This is a genomic window from Candidatus Thermoplasmatota archaeon (assembly GCA_035541015.1).
In the GTDB taxonomy this organism is placed as follows: Archaea; Thermoplasmatota; SW-10-69-26; order JACQPN01; family JAIVGT01; genus DATLFM01.
This window is the reverse complement of the sequence record DATLFM010000102.1, coordinates 1-25,012: the sequence shown is the minus strand read 5'-3', so window position 1 is coordinate 25,012 and position 25,012 is coordinate 1. Positions and strand designations below refer to the sequence as shown.

Genomic DNA, 25,012 nt, shown 5'->3' with positions numbered 1-25,012 from the left:
CGCTTAAGTAGCGCGGCTGGAATCCCACGCGCCTTGGCCGACGTCGAGAAGGATCCCGCCATCGAAGCGCGCGGCCTCACAAAATCGTACGGCGAGCTTGCGGCCGTGGACGGCATCGATCTCTCCATCCGGCGGGGCGAGTGCTTTGGCATCCTCGGGCCCAACGGCGCAGGCAAGACGAGCTTTCTTCGCATGGTGTACGGGCGCTTCCCCCCGACCCGCGGAGAGCTTCGGGTCCTCGGGCGTTCCGTCGCGGACAACCCGCGCGCCGTGAAGGCCCGCATGGGCGTTGCGCCGCAAGACAACAACCTCGATAGCGAGCTCACGGTCGAGGGGAATCTCCGCATGTACGCACGGTTCTTTGCCGTCCCTCCGCGGCAGGCCGCCGACCGCGCCGGAAAGCTGCTCGAATTCGTGGAGCTTGCCCACAAGCGCGACGCGATGGTGCAGACGCTCTCGGGCGGCATGAAGCGCCGTCTCGTCCTTGCCCGGGCCCTCGTGAACGAGCCCGATCTTCTGGTTCTCGACGAGCCCACGGCCGGGCTTGACCCGCAGGCGCGAAGCCTCGTGTGGAAGAAGCTCCGCGACCTCGCGCGCCAGGGGACCACGATCCTCCTTACGACCCACTACATGGAGGAGGCCGAGCAGCTGTGCGACCGCGTCGCCATCCTCCACCAGGGCCGCGTGATCGCGCTTGGCGCGCCCGCGGCCCTCGTGGCGCGCGAGATCGGCCGCGAGGTCGTGGAGCTCGAGACGCCGCCTTCGCGCCACGGGGACGTGCTGGCGACGCTCGACGGCCGGCTGCGCGGGCACGAGGTCCTCGGCTCGCGGCTGTACCTCCACGTCGAGGATGGCGAGGCCGCCATCGAGCGCGTGCGCGCGGCGGGCATCCCGATCGACGAGGGCCGCTTCCGGCGCGCGAGCCTCGAGGACGTGTTCCTGAAGCTCGCCGGGCGGAGGCTCTCCGAATGACCGCGCACCCCTGGTCGTTCTCGCCGCGCCTGGCCGTTGCGACCTGGCGACGCGAGGTGGACGTGTACCGGAAGCTCTGGAAGAGCACGATCCTCTCCAACATGGCCGACCCCATCGTGTACCTCGCCGCCATGGGCTTTGGGCTTGGCGCCTACGTCGTCCTGCCACCGCAGCTCGCCGGCGTGCGATACTCGGAATTCCTCGCGCCGGGCCTCGTCGCCTCCGCCGTCATGATGGCCGCCACCTTCGAGGTCGCGTGGAACACCTACATGCGCATGCACGCGGAGCGCATCTACGACGCGCTCGTGGCCACGCCCGCGCAGCTGGAGGACGTCGTGGCCGGCGAGATCCTGTGGGCGGCCACGCGCGCGAGCATCTACGGCATCGTCATGACGGCCGTGTTCGCGGCGCTTGGCCTCGTGGGAAGCCCGCTTGCGCTTGCGGTGGTTCCGCTGGCGACGCTCTCGGGGCTCGCCTTTGGCGCCATCGGCATGAGCTACACGGCCAGCGTGCGCGGCATGGACCAATTGACGTTCTACTTCACGCTCTTCATCACGCCGCAGTTCCTCTTCAGCGGCATCTTCTTCCCGCTCGACGCGCTTCCGCCCTTCGTGCAGGCGGCGGCAAAGGCCCTTCCGCTGCACCACGTCGTCGAGTTCAACCGCGCGGCGTTCTTCGGAACGCTTGGCTTGGAGCATCTGGTGCACGTCGGCTACCTTGCCGCGCTCCTGGTCGCGTTCTACCCGATCGCGGTCTGGCGCGTCAAGCGGCTGCTCGTGCAATAGAGGCTAGCGCTCGACCACCATGCTCACGGCGTTTCCGCCGCCCAGGCAGAGCGTGACGAGTCCGCGCCGCTTGTTCTTGCGGTGGAGCGCATGGACGAGCGTGGTGAGGATGCGGGCGCCCGAGGCGCCAAGCGGGTGGCCAAGCGCGACGGCGCCGCCATACGGGTTGAAACGATCCGGGGGGACGCGGAGCTCCTGCCGCACAGCGCAGCTCGCAGTGGCAAACGCCTCGTTGTGCTCGAATTGGTCGATGTCGTCGATCCCAAGGTCGAGACGGTCGAGGAGGGAGCGCGCGCCGTAGATGGGCGCCTCCATCACGAGGTCCGGGCGCACGCCGGCGGTGTTGGAGCCGCGGACGCGGGCCAGGACGGGAAGCCCCCGGTCCTCGGCCGCCTCGCGCGAGGCCACGACGACGGCCGCGCCGCCGTCGCTGATCTGGCTTGCGTTGCCCGCCGTCACGATGCCATCCTCCTTGAACACCGGCTTGAGCCGTGCGAGCCTCTCGAGCGTGGTGTCGGAGCGGATGCCCTCGTCGCGCGTGAGCGTGCCGCCGCCGGGCAAGGGAACGGGCACGACCTCCTCCTTGAAATCGCCCCCTTCGCTTGCCGCCTGCGCTCGCCGGTGGCTTTCGAGCGCGAACCGGTCGGCCTCCTCGCGGGAGATCTGGAAGCGCTGCGCGACGATCTCGCCGGTGCGGCCCATGTGGAAGCCGTTGTAAGCGTCAAGGAGCCCGTCGTAGATCATGCCGTCGACGAGAATCCCGTCGCCCAGGCGGTAGCCTCCGCGCGCGTGGCGCAGGAGGTAGGGCGCGTTCGTCATGCTCTCCATGCCGCCGGCCACGACGATCGAGGCGTCCCCCGCGCGAACGGAGGCGGCCGCGAGCATGACGGCCTTGAGGCTCGATCCGCACACCTTGTTGACCGTGTAGGCGGACACCGTTTCCGGAAGCCCGGCCTTCAAGGCGGCCTGTCGCGCGGGATTCTGTCCCAGGCCGGCTTGGAGGACGTTGCCCATGACGACCTCGTCGACGTCGGCCGGAGAAAGCCCTGCGCGGGCGACCGCCTCACGGACGGCGATCGCGCCCAGCTCGACGGCCCCCACGTCGCGCAGCGAACCGTTGAACTTGCCCACGGGCGTGCGGCAGGCGGCGGCAAGAACGACATCCATGCGGGCTTCGGGCCGGGGTAGGCTTGCGTCTGCCAAAAAGGTTGGCTCGCTCGTCGGGGGCGGATCGATTGAAGAACGTCAGTGGGAATGGGACGCGGCCGTCCGCTCGTCACCGTAGATGCCCGCCACAAGGCAGTGCTCGCAGCTGTGCCAGCGCTCGGTACGGACCAGGTACTCCAAAAGCTCCGTGCTGTGGATGTTCAGCCGATTCTTCGACGGAATGGCTTCCACGGCACAGAGAACAGTGGCTCGACCCGGCTCGTGAATCGTTAGCCGGGAGATATCCCCCAAGAACCTTGACATATCCACCTCTCCTAAAATAGCGGCTTCTGAGTATAAACCGATTTGCCGCCGATAAACTTAATGCATATATCGGGGCTTGCGCCCGAGTGCCCAGCCCATTTGCGGCCTCTTTATCAAGCCTACTTGAATGGCTTGGCGGCTTTCGCCGCGAGCGCGGCTGGATCCTTATCCTCCTCGTCGCGAACCTGCTGGGCGTCGCCTACGGATTCTACTATTACGGGCGTCAGTTTGTCCTTACGCCACCATACTTGTGGCCGCTGGTTCCCGATAGCCCGCTTGCCGTCCTGCTGATCGTCGCCGCTCTCCTCCTGGCGCTAGCAGGTCGCCAGAACCGCTGGATCGACGCGTTCGCGTTTGTCGCAAACGTCAAGGTGGGCCTCTGGACGGCCTTCGTGCTCTTGTATTACGGGCCCGAATTCCGCATCTTCGACGAGCCCCTCCTCAATCTCAACTTCTACCTCTTCTGGCTGCATCTTGGCATGGCCGCCGAGGCGTTCGTACTCGTGCGAGGAATGAGGCACCTTCGGTGGGGCTGGCTTGCCGTCGCCGGCTGGTTTGCGTTCTCGGACGCCATGGACTACGGTTTCCCAGGTTTCGAATACGCGGGCTGCGTCGGGACACGTCCCATCACGGTCCCGTGCCGGGACTTCGACGTGCTCATCCCGGTCACGATTGCGCTCACCGCCGCCTCGCTTGCGCTGGCTTGGTGGATGGCACGACGGTACGGAGTTGCCGGGAACCCCTCGCGGTCGCGTCTGCAAGAACCTTTAACCTCCCTCGGTCGATAGCGAGCGCATGGAGCCCACGGCCAAACCCGCGAGGCTGGACCCCAAGGCGCGCCAGCAGGCGTTGGCGGTCCTTCGCGACGCCATCGAGGACACGCCCGACTTCCAGGACGTGACGATCGAGGCCTGCCGCGTGCTGCGCACGACGTTCCCCCATTACAACTGGGTGGGCGTCTACATGGTTGAAGGGCAGGAGCTCGTCCTGTCCGGGTGGGACGGCCCGCAAGCCACCGAGCACACGCGCATCCCAATCGGACAAGGCATCTGCGGCCTTGCAGCGCGCACGGGCAAGACCGTGAACGTCCCCGACGTGAACGCCGATCCCGGCTACCTTGCATGTTTCCTTTCGACCCGAAGCGAGCTTGTAGTCCCCATCTTCCTTGACGGGAAGGTCGTCGGCGAGATCGACGTCGACAGCGACCGCCCCGGCGCCTTTGGACCCGACGACGAGGCGTTCGTCGCCGAGTTCGCAAAGCTCCTCGCCACGGCCGCGAAGTAGGATTCCCTTTATACCGGCCCGGCGTTTGGGCGAGCCGATGCGAATCGACCCGTGGGCAAGCCGCCAGTACGCGGACTACGCGCGGCTCCGCGACGAGTTTGGCATCGAGCCTTTCGACGCGGGTCCGCGCATCGCGGCCCGCGGCGTCCGCTCGCCGCTGCTTTCGCGAGGGGTCGTCTTCGGCCACCGGGGCTTCGACCGCATCGAGCGCGCCATCGAGCGCGGGCAGCCGTGGGCGCTTCTCACGGGCCTCATGCCAAGCGGCAACTTCCACCTCGGCCACAAGATGGTCATGGACCAGGTGCGGGCATACCAGGAGCTTGGCGCCGACGTGACGCTTGCCGTCGCCGACATCGAGGCGTACGCTACGCGCGGGATGAGCCTCGAGCGGGCGCGCGAGATCGCCATCGACCAATACGTCCGCAACTACCTTGCCCTCGGGCTCGACCCCGAGCGGGCCCAAGTGTACTTCCAGTCCCGCCGCGCGGCCGTGAAGGATCTCGCCTGGAAGGTGGGCCGCAAGGTCAACTGGACGACCATGCAGGCCATCTACGGGTTCGAGGGCGAGACGAACATGGGGCACGCGCTTGCGCCCCTTGTCCAGGTGGGCGACATCCTGCACGTACAGCTGCCGCGGTACGGGGGTCCTCGCCCCGTCCTCGTGCCCGTCGGCGTGGACCAGGATCCGCACCTTCGCCTCACGCGCGACCTCGCCGACGCCACGCGCGTGTACTCGGTGAAGCTCGTGAAGGAGGGCGGCCTTGGCGTCTTCGTGGGTCCCGACGACGACGTGCCCGGGCGCCTGAAGGCCGCGCGCCAGGCCCTGTCGAAGGCGGGCTTTGCCGACTCGAAGGAGAACGTCGCCTACAAGGCGCTGTACCTTCCGCACGCGGCGCCGGACGACGTGACGGACGTGGACCTCGTGCTCGCCAAGCTCGAATCGGCCGCCGGGGCGTTTGGCTTCCTCGCGCCGTCGGCGACCTACCATCGTTTCATGACGGGTCTCACGGGCGACAAGATGTCGTCCAGCCGCCCGGAGACGAGCGTTTTCCTCACCGACGACGAGGCGACGGCGCGGAAGAAGGTCATGGGCGCCAAGACCGGCGGGCGGGCCACGGCGGAGGAGCAGAGGCGCCTTGGCGCCGAATGGGACAAGTGCGTGGTCGCCGAGATGTACACCTACCACCTCGCGCCCGACGAGGCCGATCTTGCCGAGAAGCACGAGAAATGCGTCACGGGCGCGCGCCTGTGCGGCCCCTGCAAGGGCATCGCCGCCGACCGCGTGGTGGCCTTCCTCAAGGAGCACAAGGAGCGCCGCGACGCCATCGACGACAAGACGCTTGCCTCCGTCGTGCGGGAGGACTGACCGATGGAGCCCCGGGATCTCGAGCTTTCGACGCAGGAGAAGAAGGTGCTGCTGGCCCTTGGGCAGGAGGACCGCATCGCGCCCGAGCGCATCGTGACGCTTGCCGGCTACACGCAGACGGTCGAGGTCATGAACGGCGTCTCCTGGCTTCGCGCCAAGGGCCTTGTCGACGTCGCAGAGCGCCTGCGCGTGTACTACTCGCTCGACAAGGAGGGCCAGAAGCGCGCGCAGGACGGCCTGCCCGAGCGCCGCGTGCTCACGCTCCTGCAGAACCGCGGGGCGCTCACCTTCGACGAGCTTTCGGCCTCCGGCGTCGTGGCCGCAAACGAGGTTCCGATCGCGGTGGGCTGGCTCAAGCGCAAGGGCTTGGCCGAGGTGGAGGACCGCGAGGGACGCAAGCTCGTCGTCCTTACGACCTCGGGCCGCGAGGCGCACGGCGCCATGCCCGACGAGGAGCTCCTCCAGGGGCTCCTTGCCGGCGAGAAGGAGGAGACCGAGCTTCAGGAGGCCGGCTTTGGCAAGGGACTCGAGTGGCTGCGCCAACGTCAGAAGGTCCTCAAGCGCCGCGAGACGATCGAGCGCACCGTTTCGCTCACGCCCCGCGGGCGCGCGCTCGTCGCGGCCGGCATCGAGCTCCTCGACGAGATCACGCAGATCACGCCCGAGGTCCTGCAATCGGGCGCCTGGAAGCAGACGCCCATGCGGCGCTACGACGTGAACGCCTACGCGCCCGCGGCCGCCGGAGCCAAGCGCCACCCGCTGCGCCGGATCGTCGACGACATCCGCCGCATCTTCCTCGAGATGGGCTTCACGGAGATCGAGGGACCCTTCGTGTCGACCACGTTCCACGACATGGACGTGCTCTTCACGCCGCAGGATCACCCCGCGCGCGAGATGCAGGACACCTTCTACCTCGAAAGCCCCGCGCGCGCGGCGCTTCCCGATTCGAAGTTGCTTCGCGACGTCCGGGCGGTCCACGAGACGGGCGGCACGACCGGCTCCGCCGGCTGGGGGTACGCCTGGCGCAAGGAGGAGGCCGAGAGGCTCATCCTTCGTACGCACACGACCGTCGAGACGGTCCGGCATCTCCTCGCGCACAAGGAGCCGCCCGTCAAGGCGTTTGTCATCGGGCGCGTGTTCCGCAAGGAGGCCATGGACGCGACGCACCTTCCCGAATTCCACCAGGTGGACGGCATCGTCATGGAGGAGGACGCAAGCCTCTCCATGCTGATCGGGCTTCTGAAGGAGTTCTACCGCAAGATGGGCTTCCCCCAGGCGCGCGTGCGGCCGGCCTTCTTCCCGTACACGGAGCCGTCGCTTGAGGTCGAGGTCAACTACCACGGGCGATGGATCGAGCTTGGAGGCGCTGGCATCTTCCGCCCCGAGGTGACCGGTCCCATCGGCCTTCGGCACCCCGTCCTCGCATGGGGCCTTGGGCTTGAGCGCCTGGCCATGATGAGCTACGGCCTGAAGGACATCCGGGAGCTGTACGTCTCGGACGTGGACTGGCTCCGGAACGCTCCGATCGCGCAGCCGCCTGCGCCCGACGGGCCTCAGTAGCGGTACGGCGGAGGATCGCCCTTTGCGTCGGGCCGCTCGTTCTCGTCCACGAAGTATCCGAACCGATGGGTGTACATGAGGCCCACGACGCCGCACGCAAACGTCGCGCCGGCGAGGATGGGCGCGACGAAGCTCTCCCGCACGACAAAGACGTACAGGATCGCGCAGACGGCCGCGACGAGGATGAGCACGCTTCCGATGGCGTGCCCGCTGCTGGGCCGGAAGTAACGGCCGTGGTTCGGAAGGCGCAGCGGCACGCGCTCGGCCCGAAGCGTGAGAAGGACGGGAACGGCAACCGCAAGCGCCAGGAGCGCCATGACGACGACGACGCCCACGGAGGTCGTGTTCCACAGCCCGCGGCGGGCGCTGTCGACCATGAGGAAGCCGCCGACGAGGATGGAGAGGCCAAAGCCGGCCAGCAGGAACGTCCGACGCCGTGCGAACGGATCCATGCGTCTTCCTGCGCTCGCCACGGCCATGGTCGTTGCGGAACGGTGCCCGGTGGACTAGGCGGGCGACGCGAAGGCCACTTTGTCGAGCACCATGCCCGCAAACAGCAGGGCGAGGTACCAGACGGAGTAGCGGAAGAGCGAGCGGCTTGCGGCAAGACCCGGCTCGCGCAGCACGCGCCAGGCCAGCCAGACAAACGGCGCGCCAAGCGCAACTGCAAGCCCAAGGTAGAACCAGCCGAGCGTGCCAAGCGGCCAATAGAAGAGGAGCGTGGCGGCGACGAGGAGCACGCTGTAGAGGAACATCTGCCGCTTGGTCGTTCCCTCGCCGCGCACGACGGGCATCATGGGCACGCGCGCCGACGCGTAGTCCTGCTTGTAGATGAGCGCAAGCGCCCAGAAGTGGGGCGGCGTCCACAGGAACACGAGAAGGCCCAGGAGAAGCGCCGGCGCGGCGATCTCGTTTGTCACGGCGGCCCAACCGACAAGCGCCGGGAAGCATCCGGCCGCGCCGCCGATCACGATGTTCTGGGGTGTCCGCTGCTTGAGCCAGGACGTGTACACGACGACGTAGAAGAAGATGCCGCCGACGGCAAGCAAGGCCGAGAGCGGGTTCACGAAGGCCACAAAGACGCCCACGCTTGCCACGCCAAAGAGAACGGAGAGGGCAAGCGCGTGCGAGGGCGGCACCCGACCGGCGGGAAGGGGCCGGTTGCGCGTGCGCACCATGGTCGCGTCGAGGTCGCGCTCGAGGTACCCGTTGAGGACGTTTGCCGAAGCGGCCGAGAGCGCGCCGCCCAGAAGCGTCCACCCGATCTGCGGAAGCGTGACCGAGAGCCCGCCGGCCACGAGCATGGTCGTGATGCCGGTGAGGACGAGGAGGAACAGGATGCCCGGCTTGAGAAGGAGAAGGTAATCCTTCACGGCGATCGCCCACGGCGACGGCGCCGCCGCGGCGCCGACCGCAGGCGACGCCGGCGCCGGCTTCGGCTCCCGCGCGAGAAGCCAAGCAGCGGCGATCGAAACGAACAGGAGCGAGGCGAATCCGGCGTGCAGCGCCACAAGCTCGGGGCGAAGCGTCGTCATGACGACAAGCCCGCCCAGCACGGCCTGGAACGCGAAGAGGCCCGCGGCCAGGAACACGGCCTTGGCCGCCTCGGGCGTGCGGTGCCGAAGCCGGATCGCCTCGGAGAGGAGCACGAGACCGGCGAGCCCCAATACGACGGCCCACACGCGATGCGCGTACTCGATCACCTCGGTCGTGACCGACAAGCCCGGCACGATGGCCCCGTTGCAGTGCGGCCAATCCTCGCCGCAGCCCAGGCCCGAGCCCGTGGACGCCGTGTAGCCTCCAAGGACGATCTGGCCAAGCGCGATGCCGGCCGTAAGGAGCGCAAGACGCCGGAACCGCAGCAAGCGGGGCTCCATACTGGTGGGCGTGACAACGGGCCCTTCTTGAAATAGTTATCGCGCCGACCGCGAGCGGTCAACGACGCTTCCGCATCGTCGCTGCGGCAAGCGCAAGGATGGCTCCCGTCGCCGCCGCTTCGAGCCACGGCGTGCTCGGGCACGAGCCGGGCGGCTGGCAGCCCGGATCGCCCGTTCCCGACGTGCCCGCGGAGACGAACCGGAACGTGGGGACCACCGCCGAATCCGCAGGATCGGCGTGCTCGGCGGCACGAGCGGCGGCGGTCGCAAAGAAGTAGTAGCGGTCCGTGGCCGGCGCCCGGAATTGCCACACGTGATCCGCGCGCTCTGGTCCCGCGGGCGAATCCCACAGGATCACGAAGTCCTGCGGGTACCGGCCCGCCGTTCCCGGCGAAAGACGCATCGCGCGCACGTGGAGGTCCACGGCGGGCGGGTCAGGAACCGTCACCTCGAGCTCGTCGCCCTCCTCCAGATCCGCGTTGAACACGACGACGCCGCGCAGGAGCTCCGGCGGCACGATCTTGCCCAGGCAATTGCAGGACTGGTCGAAGTAGAACGCAAACGACAGCGGCCCGTCGCCTTCGTTCGCTAGCGTCAGATTGTAACGCGCCGTCACCGGCAAGCGCACGCTTGCCACAAACGTATCGCCGGGCGGGATGGACCAACGCGCGACTTCGGTCCCGCCGTGCGCAAGCGCGGCCAAAAGCGGCGCGCCGTCGCTTTGCACGCGCGCGTTCAGGATCCAGATCCAGCCGGCCGACAGCTCGCGGCCGTTGAACTCCGCGTCGAAGCTTGCCCGCGCGCCCGGATCGAGCCTTCCCTCGACCAGACGCACGTGCTCCAGGCCTTCCGGATGGGCGCCCGTCGCAAGGCCGGCGGCAAGCAGCGGGGCGAGGAGGAGAAGCAGCGATGCGGCGCGCGCCACGGGGACGCCACGGGGCTATGCTGCAAAAACGTATCGCGGCAGAGCCCTCGCTCGCAGGCAGGGGCTCTCAGAAGCAGCAATCACACTATACGAGACACGCACGCGCCAACGTCATCATATAAAGGTGTTTCGTGCGGCGGCGTCGACGGCCCGGCCGCTTTAGGGTCATAAAAGTCGAGCGGCCGTCCCTGGGCCCCGTCCGCCCCTCGGCGTTTCGACGCTTCGCCCGCTTCGCCCGAACGCTTAGCGTTGCGCGCCCGAAACGCTTACCATTATGGGAGCCCACACGGTTTGCGAAACGATGCAGCCGCCCAGCGCTTCGACGCCTTCGTCCAAGGGTCCAGCGGCGGCCATCCAGAAGGTCGAGACGGACTGCCTGAAGCTCATCCGCGCGCTTTCGGACCTCAAGGTGGAAGCCGACGGCGGCCACAACGGCGACGGCACGCAGTCGCTGCGCCGCATCGCGGAGCTCACCGGCCTTTCCAAGGACGAGGTCAACCGGTACCTCTCGCCCACCGTGCGCGAGACGTACAGCTACGATCGTCTCGTGCACGTCCGCGGCCGCAACCGGCCCCTCTACAACTGGCTCATCGTCTCCGGCCCGCCCAAGGTGGACGAGGGCAAGTGGGCGGGCATCCAGTGCAACACGAGCAAGCACGCGATCTTCCGCGCCGTGGCCCTGCGATTTGGCTACGAGGTGAAGTACGTGGGACGGCCCGGCCAGATCGTGGACATCGTCTTCCGCGGCATCCAAGCGGTCTCCAGCGAGCGCGTGGGCAAGTTCTTCTCCACCCAGGAGCCCATCCTCGAGATCGATCGGTATTAAGCTCCAGGCGCCGCATGGCGGAGGCCGCATGCGCCCGCTGCGAGAGGTCGTGGCCGAGCTTGGCATCCCCGAGACGGACCTCGAGCCGTACGGGCACCACAAGGCCAAGCTGTCGCTCGATCTCGTGGCCCGCCTTCGTCGCGCGCCGCGCGGAAAGCTCGTCCTCGTGACGGGCATGACGCCTACCAAGCACGGCGAGGGAAAGACCACGACGACGATCGGCCTTGCGCAGGCGCTCTGCCAGCGCGGGAGCCGCGCGATCGCGACGCTTCGCGAGCCTTCGCTGGGGCCGGTCTTTGGGCTGAAGGGCGGGGCCACGGGCGGCGGCGCCTCCGAGGTGCTCCCGCGCACGGACATCAACCTGCACTTCACGGGCGACTTCCACGCCGTCGGCGCGGCGGCAAACCTCCTTGCGACGCTCGTCGACGCCCACCTCCACCACGGGAACGCCCTGTCCATCGACGCCACGCGGGTCGTGTGGAAGCGCGCGCTCGACACGAACGACCGCGCGTTGCGCCACGTCGTCACGGGCCTGGGAGGATCGGCGCACGGGCCTCCGCGCGAGACGGGCTTTGTCATCACGGCGGCAAGCGAGGTCATGGCGATCCTGTGCCTTGCCTCGGGCCTCGACGACCTCAAGCGGAGGCTGGGCGAGATCGTCGTGGCCTACCGCGCGGACGACACGCCCGTCTTGGCGCGGGACCTGCGCGCGCAGGGCGCCATGGCGGCGCTCCTCGTCGACGCGCTTCGGCCCAACCTCGTGCAGACGACCGAGGGCACGCCCGCCGTCCTGCACGGCGGGCCGTTTGGCAACATCGCGCACGGCACAAACAGCCTCCTTGCGGACTGGGCTGCGCTGGGCTTGGCGGACTACGCGGTCACGGAGGCGGGCTTTGGCAGCGACCTTGGCGCCGAGAAGTTCTTCCACATCGCCTGCCGCGCGGGGGGCCTCTGGCCCTCGGCCGTCGTGATCGTCGCGACGTGCCGCGCGCTCAAGATGCACGGCGGGCTCGAAGCCGACGGCGAGGACGTGGCCGCCGTCGAACGCGGGCTTCTCAACCTCGAGCACCACGTCGACGTCGTCCGGGCCTTCGGCTTTGCGCCGATCGTGGCGGTGAACCGTTTCGCGACGGACACCGACGCGGAGGTGAAGGCCGTGCTCGCCGCGTGCGTCCGGTGGGGCGTGGCGGCGTGCGAGGCGCGCCCGTTCCAAGACGGGGGAAAGGGTTGCCTTGCGCTTGCGGATCTCGTCGAGGAGGCGCCCGCGCCGCCTGCGCCCCGGTTCCTGTACGAGCTCTCGGACGACGTCCGAAGCAAGATCGAGACGATCGCCACGCGCGTGTACGGCGCGGCCGGCGTGGAGTACGACTACCAGGCGCTCCAGAGCCTGCGACGGATCGAGCGCATGGGCCTTTCGGGCCTTCCCGTCTGCATGGCAAAGACCGCCATGTCCGTGACCGACGACCCCAAGCGGTTGGGCGCGCCGCGGGGCTGGATGCTCACGGTGCGCGACGTCGTGCCGAGCGCGGGCGCCGGATTCCTCGTCGCGCTGGCAGGCGACGTCATGCTCATGCCGGGGTTGGGCAAGTCGCCGGCGGCGCAGGAGATCGACGTGGACGCAAACGGCCGCATCGTGGGAATCTAGGGCGAAAGCCCCAGCCGCGCAAGATGCGTTTGCAGACGCGCCGGGACGTCCGCCCCTTGCTGGAAAGCGCTGCGGTACGGACAATCGGCGTCCCGCCGGACGCCTTCGCCTTGTGCCCAGACAAACGGGTACAACCGGCAGCCCTCGGGACGCGCGTCGTAGACGCTGCACCGGCCCTGCCGCAGGAACACGCAGGCGCCCGCGACGTTGCGCAGCCGCAGAAGACCGTCGCGCGTCTGCGCGAAGTCCGAGGCGGGACGGCGCGTGGCGCTCTCCAGGCGAGCCACATCGGCCGCCGACAGGGGCATCTCCGTGTCCCGGCAGCACGCGCTGCAGGCGTTGGCAAGGCAGGGATTGGCGAGGGGGAGCGGCGCTTCATTCGCGGGCAAGCGTGACTCCCTGCTGGTTCTGGTACCGGCCGGACCGTTGGACGTAGGGCTTCTCGGCCGGCCGCGTGAGCTCCTCGAAGGCGATCTGGCAGAACCGATCGCCCACCGGGATCTCGATGGGAACGGCTGCAGCGTTGAAGCCGCCGATCGTAAGCGTGCCCGAGAACCCGGCCTCGACCTTGCCGAAGGAGGCGAAGAGGCCCTTGCGCGCGAAGCTCGACCGGATCCAGAGCTGAGCCGTCACGGCGGGGCCCAGCGTCACGCGCTCAAGCGTGGAGACGAGAAAGCGGGCCTTGGGCGGGACCGTCACCTTCCCGTCGCGAACGGGCGCAGCGCCCGTCTCGTCGGGAAGGAGGAGCTCCGCGATGCGAAGGTCGTAGCCGTTGGGTGTGAGGCTCGCCTCGGCGAAGGGCTCGATGGCGAGGTCCTGCCGCTTGATGGCCGCGAGGATGTCGGCGTCGCAAAGGACGGGCATGGGCGCGCGAGGCCGGTGCGGGTACGAAAGCGTGTCGGTTCGCGCGGCCGCCCGTCAGCGATCGATGTAGCCCCAATTCGAGCACGGGATCGGGCGCACGACGGCGTTCCACAAGGGGTGCTGCTCGCCCGGAAGCCAGACGGCCACCGTGTGCTCTTGGTGCACGGGGTAATTCTGGACCCGGTTGACCGCCCGCAGCACGCCGTCGATGTAGATGGAAGCGTCGCGTCCGCCGTGGTATTCGGGCTTCACGCGCACCGTGAGCCATCCGTTGGGGTACGGGCAGGGGGGAGGGGGAGGATCCGGCGGGAAGTCGCACTCGAGCAGGACGCTTCCCGGCCACACTTCCGCGCCCCCGTACTGGTTGAGGTTGGCGCGGCGCCGCATGTCGTCGGCGTCAAGGCGGATGGACTTCGTCTTGCATTGGGGATGCGAGAAGACGAGATCGACCGTCTCCCACTGGAACCAAACGAGCCCGTAGGTGCCCGCAAACCCGGCGATCGTCCGGTCGCGAAGGCTCACGGAGCTGCGAGCGGTCCAGTCGTTGCCCGGCCGGATTTCCCCCGCGGGCACCAGTTGGACGCACACGCCTCCCAGGTTGCCGCGCTGCGAGCGGACGATCTCGCGCACAGCGAACAACCCCGAGGAAACCTGCCCTTGCGCGGGAATCGTCACGCCCGCCTCGTACAGCTTGATCGGCTCGAGCGTTCCGGTCCCGGTGCGCGGGCCGACGAAGAGCGGCTGGTAGCAAGGCACGTCGAGCTCAAGCGTCCAGGAGGCGCCGGCGGGCACGCGGAAAGAGAACTCGCCTTCGCGGCCCGCGTCGCTGCGCGTCGTGGCGTTTCCGCCCACGCGGTTGCCGCGCGCATCCTCGACTTCATAGAGCAAACGCACGCGCGAAAGCGGTACGCCGGTCCTCCCGTCGTGGACGACGCCCCGGACAAGGCCCGCCTCGTCGCTTGCCGCGACAAGGCGCACGCAGGGCAAGCCCACGTGCAGCAGGTCGACCCAGCCGTAGTCGTCCACGACGATGTGGCCGGCGAAGCGGTCGCCCAGCTTGCGGACGTAGCCTGGCGCAGGCCTCGTGTCGACGCTTGCGGGACCGCCTTCGGCGCGCACCCTCGGATCGGGGTGACCTTCTCGCCAGCCGATGTCCACGACGCCGTCGTAGGGGCCGCACTCGGGATGGAAGAAGCGCAACCGAACGGGGTGCCACGCGCGCGCTGCGACCTCGAAGGACCCGTCCTCGCGGGCCAGGTACTCTTGGCCGAGCGACGCTCTCTCCTTGAGGCAATCCTCGGAGTACGGAGCGCCGGAGCCGCCGCGCGGCCCCGTGGGTCCGACGAGCGAACCCCGGCAGACGTGCACGTCGTACGGCGAGTACTCGTCGTCGACGCCCGTCACGACCACGCACACGTCGCCAATCGGGGCCACGTGCGCGCGGGCGTGCGTGGCGCCGGTGATGACGTACAGGGTGGCGTCGCGACGGGCGGTCTCATGTCTTGAGGGCACGGCATTACGGTGTTGGAGAAGGACCAGATCGGGCGCGTTTGCGGCCGCGGCGAATTCGGCTTGCGCCAGCCGGTGGCAAGGCTTCTCGGCCCACACGCGAACGGTCGCGCCCTCGGGAACGTCAAAGCGGTACGCCCCCGAATGGTTCGCCCAAGCGACGCCCGTCTGTGGCTCCTGGCCTCCGACGACGGCCTCGAAGCGGACGCGAGCGCCGGCGACGGACTTGCGCGATTCCGCGTCATCCTCGGCGTCCCAGGCGCGGCCCGTTACGCGCACCCATCCTTCCGGCAAGGGTTCTTCGTCGTTCTCCTGGAACGGCCACCCTTCGGGTTCGGGATTGGATTCGGGATGGGGCGGGGCGCTGCGCGGGATTCGCACGAGCGTGACCGACAGCGTGGATTCCATGTCGCCGATGCGGACGGTCACGTTGCCCACGTTCGTGCCCACGCGGGCTGCCGACGGGATCACGCCAAGGTCAAACTGGGCGTGCTCGATCTTCCGGGAGAGGGGTTCTGCGCTTCCGAAGAAGGAGATCCAGGGCACGTCGGCGGAAACGCGATACAACGTGTGCGGCGAAATTCCGTCGGGTTGGGGCGCGAGCGCCACGGGGCGGCGTTCCGCGCCCGTTGCGCGCTCGTCGAGGACCCACGTCGCGTTTGCGATCGCAAGCGAAAGTCCGGAGACGGTCGGCAGGTCGGCCACCGTCAAGCGGACGGGAACGCTCACCTGGCCTCCGCCGCCGCGCGCCACGATCGTCGCCACGTGCTCGCCAAAGGCAAGCCCGGCGGGATCCATGCGCACAAGAAGGGCCGCCTCCCCCAGGCTGTAGGCGCCCTTCGTGAAGGGTCCCGACGACACGGACGAACCGTCGGAGGTCTCGAAGCTGACCCACGGCGCATCCGATTCCACGGTCCATCGGGAGGCCACGCCCGAGAAGTACGCGACCTTGAAGCTCTCGACGACCGCAGCGCGCGTGTCGGTGGCCACGACGAACTCCGACGGATACGCATAGAGCGAAAACGTGGCGCCCTCGGAAGGCTCAAGGCAGCCGGTAAGCATGACCGCCGGCAGCAAGAGAGCAAGAAAACATGGAGTTGCGCGGACCGTCGACGAGCCTCCCCCGTGACCCACGCCCCCATGATTCATGAAGTTTATCCTGGGCGCTCCCCTCATCGACGGGCGTACTGGGATTCGAACCCAGGTCAGAGGCTCCGAAGGCCTCCAGGATAGCCGCTACCCCATACGCCCAGGCGACCGACGGCCCACGGCGATTCGGGATCGCCGGCCGGCGTTCGCGCGTGGCGCGCAGCGGCGCGCGGGTACAGATAGATGCCGTTGAGAGGCATGGATCGCAGGCGGCTGCCGACCGACGTTGAGACGATGGGCGGGGCCAAACCCGAACGGGTCCATCTCGCCGGGCGGCGCTTTCGTTCCCCCGTCCGCAAGCGTCTTATGTCCGTGTCCTGCTGCGGCTGCTGCGAGGGAGGACGGGATGCGCCGGTCCGCCGATCTGGTTTTGGACGAACGCGACGAGGAGGTCGCCCAGCTTCTTTCGGCGCTGGGGCTTGCGCCCAACACGGCGCGCGCGCTGTCCTTCCTCCGCCTCGTCCGCGAGGCCACGAGCGCCGAGATCGAAACGGGCGCGGGCTTGCGCCAACCCGAGGTAAGCGTGGCCATGCAACAGCTTCGCGCGCGCGAATGGGTGCGCAAGCGGGACCTCCACCGCGAGGGCAAGGGCCGGCCCGTCCACGCGTACGCCTTGACCCGGCCGTTTCCCGAGATCGTCGACGAGCTTGAGCGCGGCGTGCGGGAGGCCGCCTCGCGGCAGCTCACGGCCATCGAGCGGATCCGGGTCGCCACCGTTCCGCGGGTGCCTGCGCCCCAGGCGACCGTGCGGCGTTAGCGTCGTCGCGGCGCTCGCGTCGCTATCGCTTGCGGGATTGCACGGACGCGGTGCCGTCCGCGTTGCCGACGACGACGTCGGTCGCGAGGTTCACGAACAGGCCGTTGTCGACCACGCCGGGGACCGCGTCGATGCGGCGCTCCAATGCGGCGGCGTCGTCGATCGGCGGGAAGCGGCAGTCGAGGATCCAGTTGCCGTTGTCGGTGCTGAAGGGCGCCTCCTTCACGCGGCGGAGGACGGGATCGCACCCGAGGGCCCGGAGCTTCCACGACGCCTGCACCCAGCCGAACCGGAGCACCTCGACGGGCACGGGCGCCTTCGTTCCGAGCCGGGGGACGAGCTTCGCCTCGTCGACCATGACGACGAAACGCTTGCTCGCGGCGGCGACGATCTTCTCCCGCAGGAGCGCCCCGCCGAGACCCTTCACGAGATCGAGCGCGGGGTCGACCTCGTCGGCGCCGTCGAGCGTCGCGTCGATCGTGCCGGCCTCTTCGAGGTCCAGAAGCGGGATTCCGGCGACGCGCGCGAGGTCGGCCGATGCCTCGCTCGTCGGAACGCCTTGGATGTCGAGCGCGCCTTCGCGAACGAGCTCGCCCAGGCGCCGGATCGCGTGGTTGGCCGTCGATCCCGTGCCAAGTCCCACGACGGTTCCGCTTTGGACGAACTCGCAGGCTCGCCGCGCGGCGGCCTCCTTCGCCTTTGCCGCCGGATCGGCCTTCGCAGGCTGCATGCAACGGGCAAGCGGTGCGGTCCGCATGACCGTTGCGGGTAGGCTTATATGCCCCGCCCCTGATACGACCGCCGCTTCCGGTCGATGCTCATGCTTCGCGAGTGCAACACGCACGGGTATTTCCGAGGCGACACGTGCCCGAATTGCGGGGAGGAAGGTCGCTTCCTCATGAACGAGCACGAGCTCGACCGCGTGGGCCGCATCATGGCGGGCGTGCTTCGGCACTTCCCGGAACGCTTTGGCGTCGAGATGGACGAGCACGGCTGGGTCGACATCGCCGAGTTCGTGAACCGCGTCCGCCAGCAGAAGGAGCGCCTGCACTGGATCAAGCCCTACCACGTCGAGGCGATCGTCCTCACGGACCCCAAGGGCCGCTACCAGATCGACAAGGACCGCGTGCGCGCCACCTACGGCCACAGCCTCGAGCTCGAGCTTGACCTTCCGACGTTCGACATCCCCGACAAGCTCTACTATCCGGTGACGGAGGAGGAGCTCGACGTCGTGCTCGAGCGCGGCCTCCAGCCCACCGACCGGCGCATGGTCCATCTTTCGGGCACGTACGAGAACGCCATGGCGGCCGGGCAGCGGCGCGCCGAGAGTCCCATCGTGCTCGAGATCGACGCCCGCGCCGCCCGCGACGACAAGGTCGTCATCAAGCAGGCGGGCAAGGCTGTCTACATCACGGACTCGGTGCCAGCAAGCTACCTTCGCCGAGCCGAGCCCGCGGAATAGGCATTCTCCGACAAGGCTAAAAGGACGTACGGAGGCTAGCGGCGCATGGCCCGAATCCGCGTGCCCCCGTCGCCCGTGCTTCTGCGCGGCGCCGTGCGCGACATCCGGATCCGACGCGTCCTGTTCCTTCCGCTGGCCGTCGTCCTCGCCTTCCTGTCCTTTGCCTTCCTGGGCCTGGCGACGAACCACTTCCCCGCCTCCCTCGTTCTGGGCGCCCTCCTGGGTCCGCTTGGCGCCTACCTTCTCGTCGGCACGCCGCTTGACGAGGAAGCTCGGCGGATGATCGAGAAGACCGTGCCCATCCCGCGCCAGCACTACTCGCTCCTCTTCTTCCCGCTTGGCCTCGTGGCCGCCGTGCTCCTGTACCCGCTCGTGGGCCTTGCCCTCACGGACGCGGGCCTCGTCGCGCTCTCGGCGCCCGCGTCCATGGCGCTCTCGCTTGCGGCAGGCTACGCCGTCGCGTGGGCGATCGTGGGCTTGCCCCGCGTGCCCACGAGCCGCTCCGAGCTCACGCGCCTGCTCCCGCCGCACCGGCGCCCGCTGCTGTTCCTGCCCATCGCGCTTGCGACGGCGGCCGTCCTGTACTACGGCCTTGGCATCCTGTTCACCGGCGTCCTGGGACCCGAAACCGCCGTCGCGCCCGCGATCCTGCTGGGTCTCGCCGGCGGCTTCTCGCTCGCCCTTGCCACCGTCGGCCTTCCGCCGGCGGCGCGTCGGTTGGAGCTGCCGTCGGTCCCGCAGCGCTACGAGGCGCTCGTCTTTGCCTTGGGCGTTCTCGTTCTGGGCCCCGTCCTTGCGCTCGCCTTGGGCGCGATCGCGGGCTCCTACCTGCCGCTCCCCGGGCCCGTCGCGTTCTCGATCCTTTTCGTGGCGGGCTACGCGCTCGCCTTTGGCCTCCTTGCGGTGTTGCGCGGACTGCCCGAGGCGCCGGCGCTCTCCCGCTACGTCCCCGCGCTGCCGCCCGAGGCGCGCCCCGTCCTCCTCCTCACGACGACGGCCGCGCTCGGACTCGTTTTCACGGGCCTGCTGGAGACCTTCGTCCTCCGCAACCTCCACGCAAGCATCCTCGTCGGCTTCCCGCTTGCCTTCCTCGTCGCCACGAAAGCGACGCGCAACGAGTCCCTCGTGCGGGACGCCCCGCGCCGCGCCGGCGCGCTTCCCGACGCTTGGAAGCCCCTCGTCCTCTTTCCCACGTGGATCCTCGCGTCCGTCCTGTTCTACAGCCTCCTCGCCTACGTGGTGCCGACGTTCTTCCTCGCCTTCCTCGCGAGCGCAAGCCTGGGCCTTGCGCTTGCGCTTGCGATCACCGAGCGCGACCTCCTGCGCACGTGGGCCGACGAGCGCCGAACGCAGCGCCAACGGCGCGTGGAACTCCGGCGGGAGCTCAAGGAGATCGCGAGGAATCCGTAGCTTCGGCCGCGCCCGGCTCGGCCAGAAGCTCCTCCTCGACCACTTCCTCCTCGCCCGCGTCGCCGGCCGAAGGCGCCGCGTCCATGGCCAAAAGCGCCGCCCGCCGCGCGCGACGCGCCGTCCGCGCCGAGCGCACGACGCCCCGCAGGGTGAAGACGGGCCCGATCGCAACCACGGCAAGGGTGAAGGCGAGCCCCGCGAGCAGGAGGTGCGTCGTGAAATCCGGCGTCACGAGCACGCCTGCGGCCACCACGATGGCCACGACCACGGCTGCCGCCGTGAAATACCTCAAGCGCTCGCGCGCCTTGGGGTAGGCGATGTTGCTCACCATGAGGAACGCAAGCACGCCCGACAGCACGAGGATGGGGACGCCGTACGCGGCGCCGTAACGGCACACGCCCTCGACGCAGTCGACGTCCCGGAGCACGATGACGTCGAAGAGGACGAGCAGCACGATGGCGGCGGCGCAAAGGGGCGTGGGAAGGCCCTGGAAGGTGCGGCTCTCCTTCTCCGCGGTGCTGTTGAACCGCGCAAGGCGCGCCATGCCAAAGACCACGACAAGCGTCGCCACGAGGATGGCCGGGTACCACGTGAGGTGACCGTACGTCACGACGAGCAGCACCGCGGGCGCCACGCAGAAGGTCACGAGGTCCGACAGCGAGTCGAGGTCGGGGCCGATAAGCGAGCTTCCGTACTTGCGCGCGGCCACGCCGTCGAGCGCGTCAAACGCGACGCCAAGCGCGATGAAGGCGCCGGCCACGACCGCGTCCGAGAGGTTCGGGAAGTACGGCGTCTCGATCGAAAGCGTGAGGATCGCGTTGAAACCCATGACGCCGTTGCCGATCGTGAGAAGGTCCGCAAGCGTCAGGTGGAAGCGAAGCCGCCGCCTCACGGCGACCGCCTCCGCGCAAGCGTCGTCGACCCCGCCCGCACCGACTCGCCAAGCTCGACGGCCGCCTCGAAGCCCGGCGGCAGCAGCACGTCCACGCGAGAGGCGAGGCGAATGATGCCGATGCGCGCGCCCTTCTCAACCCGCTGCCCCTCGACGGCGTACGGAACGATGCGGCGCGCAAGCAGGCCCGCGATCTGCGTGACGCGCACGAGGCCGTGCTCGGTCTCGAACGCCCACTCGACCCGCTCGTTGCGCTCCGAATCCTTGCGGAAGGCCGGGACGTGCGAGCCCGGCTTGTGCACGCGCGAGGCCACGCGGCCGGCAAGCGGCGCGCGGTTCACGTGCACGTTGTAGACGTTCATGAAGATGGACACGAAAAGCTCGCCTGCGGCCCGGCGCTCGATCGCCGTCACGACGCCGTCGGCGGGGCAGGCGACGCCCTCGGCCGCGGGGCGCTCGGGGTCGCGGAAGAACTGGAGGAACAGAAGCCCCAGCAGGAGAAGCGCGACGCCGAGCGCCACCGGGACGCCCACGTTGCGCCCGTAGAGAACAAGAAGCGCGCCTGCGACAAGCGGCGCTGCAACCCAATGCCAGGTTCCCCGCGCAAGGAACGCCATGCTCGGCCCTGCGAGGTGCAAGCAGGGCTTGAACGTGCCGATGGGATCGCGGAATTTACTGCGCAATTGCGCAGTAAACTCAGACTTCGCTTGCGCCCGCGGGCGGAGACGGCGCGGCGCCGCCGGGCGGCTTGCCAAAGAAGCCTGGCTTCGTGCGCTTCCAGAGGTCCATCACGCCAAGCACGTTGTCGTGGAGCTCGGGAAGCACGCGGAAGAGCGCAAGCGCGATGACGACAAGCGCGAGAAGCGAGCCGCCCTTACCGACCCAGTTGTGCATGAGGTCGAAGTCGAGCCCGAGCACCTTGTACCCGTAGACGATGCCCGCGTTCCGGAACAGGTTCAGGAAGTAGATGATGGGAACCGTGTACAGGTACGCCTTGTAGCGGCGGATGGCCGCGCCGCCGTCGGTCGCGTAGATGGCGCCCACGAAGATCATGATGCTCTGGATGGCCGTGCACGCGAGGATGATCGTGACGGCGTACGCGGCCGCGCCGGGCGGACAGACGGCGGAAAGATCCATGCAGACGTGGAACCGGGCCTCGGGGTCCAGGGCGCCAGGGTCCACGTAGACGCTCGTCTGGAGGCCGAAGAGGACGTTCGCAAGGAAGCTCGACTGGAGGGCCACCTGGTGGATGATGAAGTCCGTCACGGGCGGCATCTTGTAGATGGCAAAGTACGTGGCCCCGGCTACGAAGGCCGTGCCGGCGATCCAACGGAGCGGCGAGGGGTCCTCGCCCCAGCGCTTGGACAGCCACTCGTGGTAGGCGAGGTAGCCGAAGAGGACGGGCGACAGGAGCGTGGCGTAGGCGTTGAACTCGTCGCGCTGCAGGAAGAACCCGGCCGCTTGTAGGGGCCAGTAGGCCGAGAAGAGGATCCAGCCGGCCATGCGCACGTCGTGCCGCCGCGGGTGCGAGCGCAGGAGGAAGCCTGCGCCAAGCACGGAGAGGCTCGCGACGGCAAGCGTGGCCAGGATGGGCTCGTTCGCGACGATCCACGCGTGGCTTGCCGAAAGCGCCGCGCGGTCGGAGGCCCACGCGCCGCCGACGATTGCAAGCGCGATCGTCGCGGCAAGCAGCGCGTAGAGGGGGCGGGTGTCCGCGGCGGACGCGGGTGCCATCCCGCGCCGCTACGCCGGAGGAACCAAGAACGTTTCGGTGAGGGCCGTCTCCTCGCCAAAGGTTTATCGTAGGAGCCCGTTCCCCGGAAGCGAAGGTGAGGCCATGTCCGTTCTCGCGCAAGCCGCCACCGCCGTCGGCGCAAGCTTCCTCCTGTTCCTGCTCCTCTTCGTGGTCGCGATCGTGCTGGCAAGCGCCGTGCGCGTGCTGCGCGAGTACGAGCGCATCGTCATCTTCCGTCTCGGGCGGCTCCAGGGCATCAAGGGCCCGGGCCTTGTGCTCATCATCCCCATCCTCGACAAGACCCAGAAGATCGACCTTCGCGTGTCGGTCATCGACGTGCCCAAGCAGCGCATCGTGACGAAGGACAACATCACGGTGGACGTCGACGCCGTCGTCTACTACCGCGTGTTCGATCCCGTGAAGGCGGTCGTGCAGGTGCAGAACTACTTCGCGGCCACGGCGCTGCGCGCGCAGACGACGCTTCGCGACATCATCGGCCAGATGGAGATGGACGCCCTCCTCTCCCAGCGCGAGGTGGTCAACCAGAAGATGCAGCGCATCCTCGACGAGGAGACCGATCCCTGGGGCGTCAAGGTCTCAAGCGTCACGATCAAGGACGTCTCGCTTCCCGAGAGCATGGTGCGCGCCATGGCCAAGCAGGCCGAGGCCGAGCGCGAGCGGCGCTCGCGCATCATCATGGCCGACGGCGAGTTCCAGGCCTCCCAGAAGATGATGGAGGCCTCCGAGATGTACACGCGCTCGCCCATGGCCATGAAGCTCCGCGAGCTCCAGACCCTTCAGGAGATCGCGCGCGAGAAGAACCTCATCATCATCTCGCCCTCGGGCGGCAACATGGGCGACGCGATCGCCGTGGCCACGGCCGCCAACCGCCGGCGCGCGGGCGAAAGCTGACGATGCGCGCCCTTCGGGTCGTCCCGCTCGTCCTTCTCGCCGCGCTCGCCGGCGCGTCGTGGTCGTCGGCGCAGGCGCAAGCACCGCTTGTCCTCCACCTCACGATCGACGGGGCCATCGGCTCTGCCACGGCCGAGTACGTGCGCGAGGGGCTCGCGGCCGCCCGCACGCGCGGGGCCGCCGCGGTCGTGCTCACGCTCAACACGCCCGGCGGCGAGCTTGGCGCCACGTTTGCCATCACGGACGCCATCGTGGCAAGCGAGGTGCCAGTCGTGGGCTTCGTGCATCCGCAGCACGCGGTCGCGTGGAGCGCGGGCACGGTCATCCTGCTCTCGACGCACCGCGCGGCGATGGCGCCCAACACCGTGATCGGAAGCTCGCAGCCGGTGTCCCTGGGAGGAGGCGGCTTTGCGCCCGTGAACGACAGCAAGATCATCAACGCGCTCGTGGCGAAGGTCCGCGAGCTTGCCGTCTTCCACGGCCGCAACACGACGGCGGCCGAGGCGTTTGTCACGGAGAACCTCAACCTGAACGCGTCGGCCGCGTTGGCCGCCGGCGTGACCGAAGACGACTCGTCGTTCTCGATCCCGCAGCTCCTCGCGCGCGTGGACGGCACAAACGTGACGCTCGCGGGCGGGCGCTCCGTCACGCTTTCGACCGAGGGCGCCGTCGTGGAGCCCTTCGAGCGCTCGATCCGAATCCTGTTCACCGAGCTCCTGCAGAACCCGCTCCTCTCGTCGCTGTTCCTCCTCGTGGGCATCTACGCCCTCATCTTCGGCCTCTCGAGCCCCGGCCTTGGCGCGGAGGTGGCAGGCCTCGTTCTCATCCTGCTTGCGCTCGCAGGACTTGGGTTCGACGTGAACCTCGCGGCGCTGGGGCTGCTTGCGCTTGGCGCCGTGCTGCTCCTCGTCGAGATCCATTCGCCGGGCTTTGGCGCCATCGGCGGAGCCGGCGTCGTCTCCCTCGTGCTGGGCGCCCTTCTCCTCGTTCCCGTGGCGCCGCGCGGGCCCGAAGGCCCGCTCTTTCCCGCCGAGTACCAGACCATGGTCATGGGGATCGTGCTCGTGCCGGCGCTCGGCCTTGCGCTCTTCCTCGGCTTTGCCGGCTACAAGGTGGTCGAGGTCCGCAAACGGAAGGTGGCCGTGGGCGGACCCGTCGAGGGCGAGATCGCCGTCGTGCTCGAGGCCATGGAAGCCGGCGGATCCGGATTCGTTTCGTGGAAGGGCGAGCGCTGGATCGCCGATACCGAAGACGACCTTGCGGCGGGCGAGAACGCCGAGATCGTCCGGCAGGAAGGGTTGCGCCTGCGCGTTCGCAAGCCGCGTCCGCCCGCGCCCGATCCCGCGGCAAGCCTCTAGGCGACGCGGCCGGAGGCGGCAAGCCGCAGGCCCGTTGCGTCAAGCGACCACAAGGCGACGCGGTCGCTTGCGTCGTGCACGACCGATCCGTCGGGAACGACCTCGATCGTCCCCTCGTGCCCCGCCGGCGCTCCCATCGGCTGCGCGACGCGCGCCGGCACGAGCTGCCAACCGACGCCGACGTGCACGACCTGGCCTGCGCGAAGGCCCGCCTTGAAGAAGGGCGGCACCCGCGCGGCCACGCGGAGCGGCTG

Annotated in this window: 26 protein-coding genes and 1 tRNA gene; 13 read left to right on the top strand and 14 right to left on the bottom strand. The window is 68.8% G+C overall.

Annotated elements, in window-relative coordinates:
• Window positions 1-33: 33 nt before the first annotated feature.
• A complete protein-coding gene (locus VM681_10060; protein HVL88327.1) occupies window positions 34-972 on the top strand; it encodes an ABC transporter ATP-binding protein in 939 nt (312 codons plus the stop codon).
• Window positions 969-1,757 (top strand): ABC transporter permease, encoded by a 789-nt coding sequence (locus VM681_10055; protein ID HVL88326.1) that lies wholly within the window; start codon window positions 969-971, stop codon window positions 1,755-1,757. Before VM681_10060 ends, VM681_10055 begins: the two co-directional genes overlap by 4 nt.
• Window positions 1,758-1,760: 3 nt before the next feature.
• Here VM681_10055 and VM681_10050 read toward each other — a convergent pair whose 3' ends face one another.
• The gene (locus VM681_10050) at window positions 1,761-2,924 is read right to left on the bottom strand and encodes a thiolase family protein (protein ID HVL88325.1); all 1,164 of its coding nucleotides are present in this window, start codon (window positions 2,922-2,924) and stop codon (window positions 1,761-1,763) included.
• Window positions 2,925-3,002: 78 nt separating this feature from the next.
• Window positions 3,003-3,155: a hypothetical protein gene (locus VM681_10045; protein ID HVL88324.1), complete on the bottom strand. Its 153-nt coding sequence runs from the start codon at window positions 3,153-3,155 to the stop codon at window positions 3,003-3,005.
• 158 nt (window positions 3,156-3,313) lie between these two features.
• Here VM681_10045 and VM681_10040 point away from each other — a divergent pair, with 158 nt between their 5' ends.
• Genes VM681_10040 through VM681_10025 form a run of 4 tightly spaced genes read left to right on the top strand, consistent with a single transcriptional unit; the run spans window position 3,314 to window position 7,437 of the window.
• Entirely contained in the window at window positions 3,314-4,015 is a 702-nt protein-coding gene (locus VM681_10040; protein HVL88323.1) for a DUF1405 domain-containing protein, read from the top strand.
• 7 nt (window positions 4,016-4,022) lie between these two features.
• On the top strand, window positions 4,023-4,511 hold the full coding sequence (locus VM681_10035) for a GAF domain-containing protein (GenBank protein HVL88322.1): 489 nt from the start codon (window positions 4,023-4,025) through the stop codon (window positions 4,509-4,511).
• Window positions 4,512-4,548: 37 nt separating this feature from the next.
• Window positions 4,549-5,877 (top strand): tryptophan--tRNA ligase, encoded by a 1,329-nt coding sequence (locus VM681_10030; GenBank protein ID HVL88321.1) that lies wholly within the window; start codon window positions 4,549-4,551, stop codon window positions 5,875-5,877.
• A 3-nt stretch (window positions 5,878-5,880) separates the two neighbouring features.
• Window positions 5,881-7,437, top strand: coding sequence for a phenylalanine--tRNA ligase subunit alpha (locus VM681_10025; GenBank protein HVL88320.1), 1,557 nt, complete (start codon window positions 5,881-5,883; stop codon window positions 7,435-7,437).
• Here the strand turns inward: VM681_10025 and VM681_10020 are convergent.
• From VM681_10020 to VM681_10010, 3 genes are read right to left on the bottom strand one after another with little or no spacing between them, the layout of a single operon-like run.
• Window positions 7,431-7,889, bottom strand: a complete 459-nt coding sequence (locus tag VM681_10020; protein ID HVL88319.1) for a hypothetical protein — start codon at window positions 7,887-7,889, stop codon at window positions 7,431-7,433. The two genes, VM681_10025 and VM681_10020, sit on opposite strands and share 7 nt — an antisense overlap.
• 54 nt (window positions 7,890-7,943) lie before the next feature.
• Complete coding sequence (locus VM681_10015) at window positions 7,944-9,314, bottom strand: heme o synthase (protein HVL88318.1); 1,371 nt, start codon at window positions 9,312-9,314, stop codon at window positions 7,944-7,946.
• Between the two features lie 58 nt (window positions 9,315-9,372).
• Window positions 9,373-10,239, bottom strand: a complete 867-nt coding sequence (locus VM681_10010) for a hypothetical protein (protein HVL88317.1) — start codon at window positions 10,237-10,239, stop codon at window positions 9,373-9,375.
• A gap of 301 nt (window positions 10,240-10,540) precedes the next feature.
• Between VM681_10010 and VM681_10005 the strand changes: the two genes are divergently transcribed.
• Window positions 10,541-11,065 (top strand): hypothetical protein, encoded by a 525-nt coding sequence (locus tag VM681_10005; GenBank protein ID HVL88316.1) that lies wholly within the window; start codon window positions 10,541-10,543, stop codon window positions 11,063-11,065.
• A gap of 28 nt (window positions 11,066-11,093) precedes the next feature.
• Entirely contained in the window at window positions 11,094-12,710 is a 1,617-nt protein-coding gene (locus VM681_10000; GenBank protein HVL88315.1) for a formate--tetrahydrofolate ligase, read from the top strand.
• Here the strand turns inward: VM681_10000 and VM681_09995 are convergent.
• The 4 genes from VM681_09995 to VM681_09980 form a co-directional block, all read right to left on the bottom strand.
• A complete protein-coding gene (locus VM681_09995; protein ID HVL88314.1) occupies window positions 12,707-13,099 on the bottom strand; it encodes a YkgJ family cysteine cluster protein in 393 nt (130 codons plus the stop codon). The genes VM681_10000 and VM681_09995 overlap by 4 nt on opposite strands.
• Complete coding sequence (gene dcd / locus VM681_09990) at window positions 13,086-13,574, bottom strand: dCTP deaminase (GenBank protein ID HVL88313.1); 489 nt, start codon at window positions 13,572-13,574, stop codon at window positions 13,086-13,088. Before dcd ends, VM681_09995 begins: the two co-directional genes overlap by 14 nt.
• A gap of 54 nt (window positions 13,575-13,628) precedes the next feature.
• Window positions 13,629-16,145 (bottom strand): hypothetical protein, encoded by a 2,517-nt coding sequence (locus VM681_09985; protein HVL88312.1) that lies wholly within the window; start codon window positions 16,143-16,145, stop codon window positions 13,629-13,631.
• Between the two features lie 117 nt (window positions 16,146-16,262).
• Window positions 16,263-16,334 (bottom strand) — tRNA-Arg (locus VM681_09980).
• Window positions 16,335-16,578: 244 nt separating this feature from the next.
• Here VM681_09980 and VM681_09975 point away from each other — a divergent pair.
• Complete coding sequence (locus tag VM681_09975; protein HVL88311.1) at window positions 16,579-16,989, top strand: ArsR family transcriptional regulator; 411 nt, start codon at window positions 16,579-16,581, stop codon at window positions 16,987-16,989.
• A 22-nt stretch (window positions 16,990-17,011) separates the two neighbouring features.
• Here the strand turns inward: VM681_09975 and rpiA are convergent, their stop codons facing one another.
• A complete protein-coding gene (rpiA, locus tag VM681_09970; GenBank protein HVL88310.1) occupies window positions 17,012-17,719 on the bottom strand; it encodes a ribose-5-phosphate isomerase RpiA in 708 nt (235 codons plus the stop codon).
• 90 nt (window positions 17,720-17,809) lie between these two features.
• On the opposite strand from rpiA, the gene VM681_09965 reads away from it, so the two are divergent.
• Both VM681_09965 and VM681_09960 read left to right on the top strand, forming a co-directional pair.
• Window positions 17,810-18,451, top strand: a complete 642-nt coding sequence (locus VM681_09965) for an RNA 2'-phosphotransferase (GenBank protein ID HVL88309.1) — start codon at window positions 17,810-17,812, stop codon at window positions 18,449-18,451.
• A gap of 45 nt (window positions 18,452-18,496) precedes the next feature.
• A complete protein-coding gene (locus VM681_09960; protein ID HVL88308.1) occupies window positions 18,497-19,861 on the top strand; it encodes a hypothetical protein in 1,365 nt (454 codons plus the stop codon).
• On the opposite strand, the gene VM681_09955 is transcribed toward VM681_09960, so the two are convergent.
• From VM681_09955 to artA, 3 genes are all read right to left on the bottom strand, one after another.
• Complete coding sequence (locus VM681_09955) at window positions 19,836-20,753, bottom strand: CDP-alcohol phosphatidyltransferase family protein (protein ID HVL88307.1); 918 nt, start codon at window positions 20,751-20,753, stop codon at window positions 19,836-19,838. The genes VM681_09960 and VM681_09955 overlap by 26 nt on opposite strands.
• Entirely contained in the window at window positions 20,750-21,370 is a 621-nt protein-coding gene (locus VM681_09950; GenBank protein ID HVL88306.1) for a phosphatidylserine decarboxylase, read from the bottom strand. Before VM681_09950 ends, VM681_09955 begins: the two co-directional genes overlap by 4 nt.
• A 79-nt stretch (window positions 21,371-21,449) precedes the next feature.
• Window positions 21,450-22,487 (bottom strand): archaeosortase A, encoded by a 1,038-nt coding sequence (gene artA / locus VM681_09945; protein ID HVL88305.1) that lies wholly within the window; start codon window positions 22,485-22,487, stop codon window positions 21,450-21,452.
• Between the two features lie 103 nt (window positions 22,488-22,590).
• On the opposite strand from artA, the gene VM681_09940 reads away from it, so the two are divergent.
• Window positions 22,591-23,400: a slipin family protein gene (locus VM681_09940; GenBank protein HVL88304.1), complete on the top strand. Its 810-nt coding sequence runs from the start codon at window positions 22,591-22,593 to the stop codon at window positions 23,398-23,400.
• 2 nt (window positions 23,401-23,402) lie between these two features.
• A complete protein-coding gene (locus VM681_09935) occupies window positions 23,403-24,758 on the top strand; it encodes an NfeD family protein (protein ID HVL88303.1) in 1,356 nt (451 codons plus the stop codon).
• Here VM681_09935 and VM681_09930 read toward each other — a convergent pair.
• Window positions 24,755-25,012, bottom strand: a 258-nt coding sequence (locus VM681_09930; protein ID HVL88302.1) for a hypothetical protein, incomplete at its 5' end; no start/stop codon positions are given. The genes VM681_09935 and VM681_09930 overlap by 4 nt on opposite strands.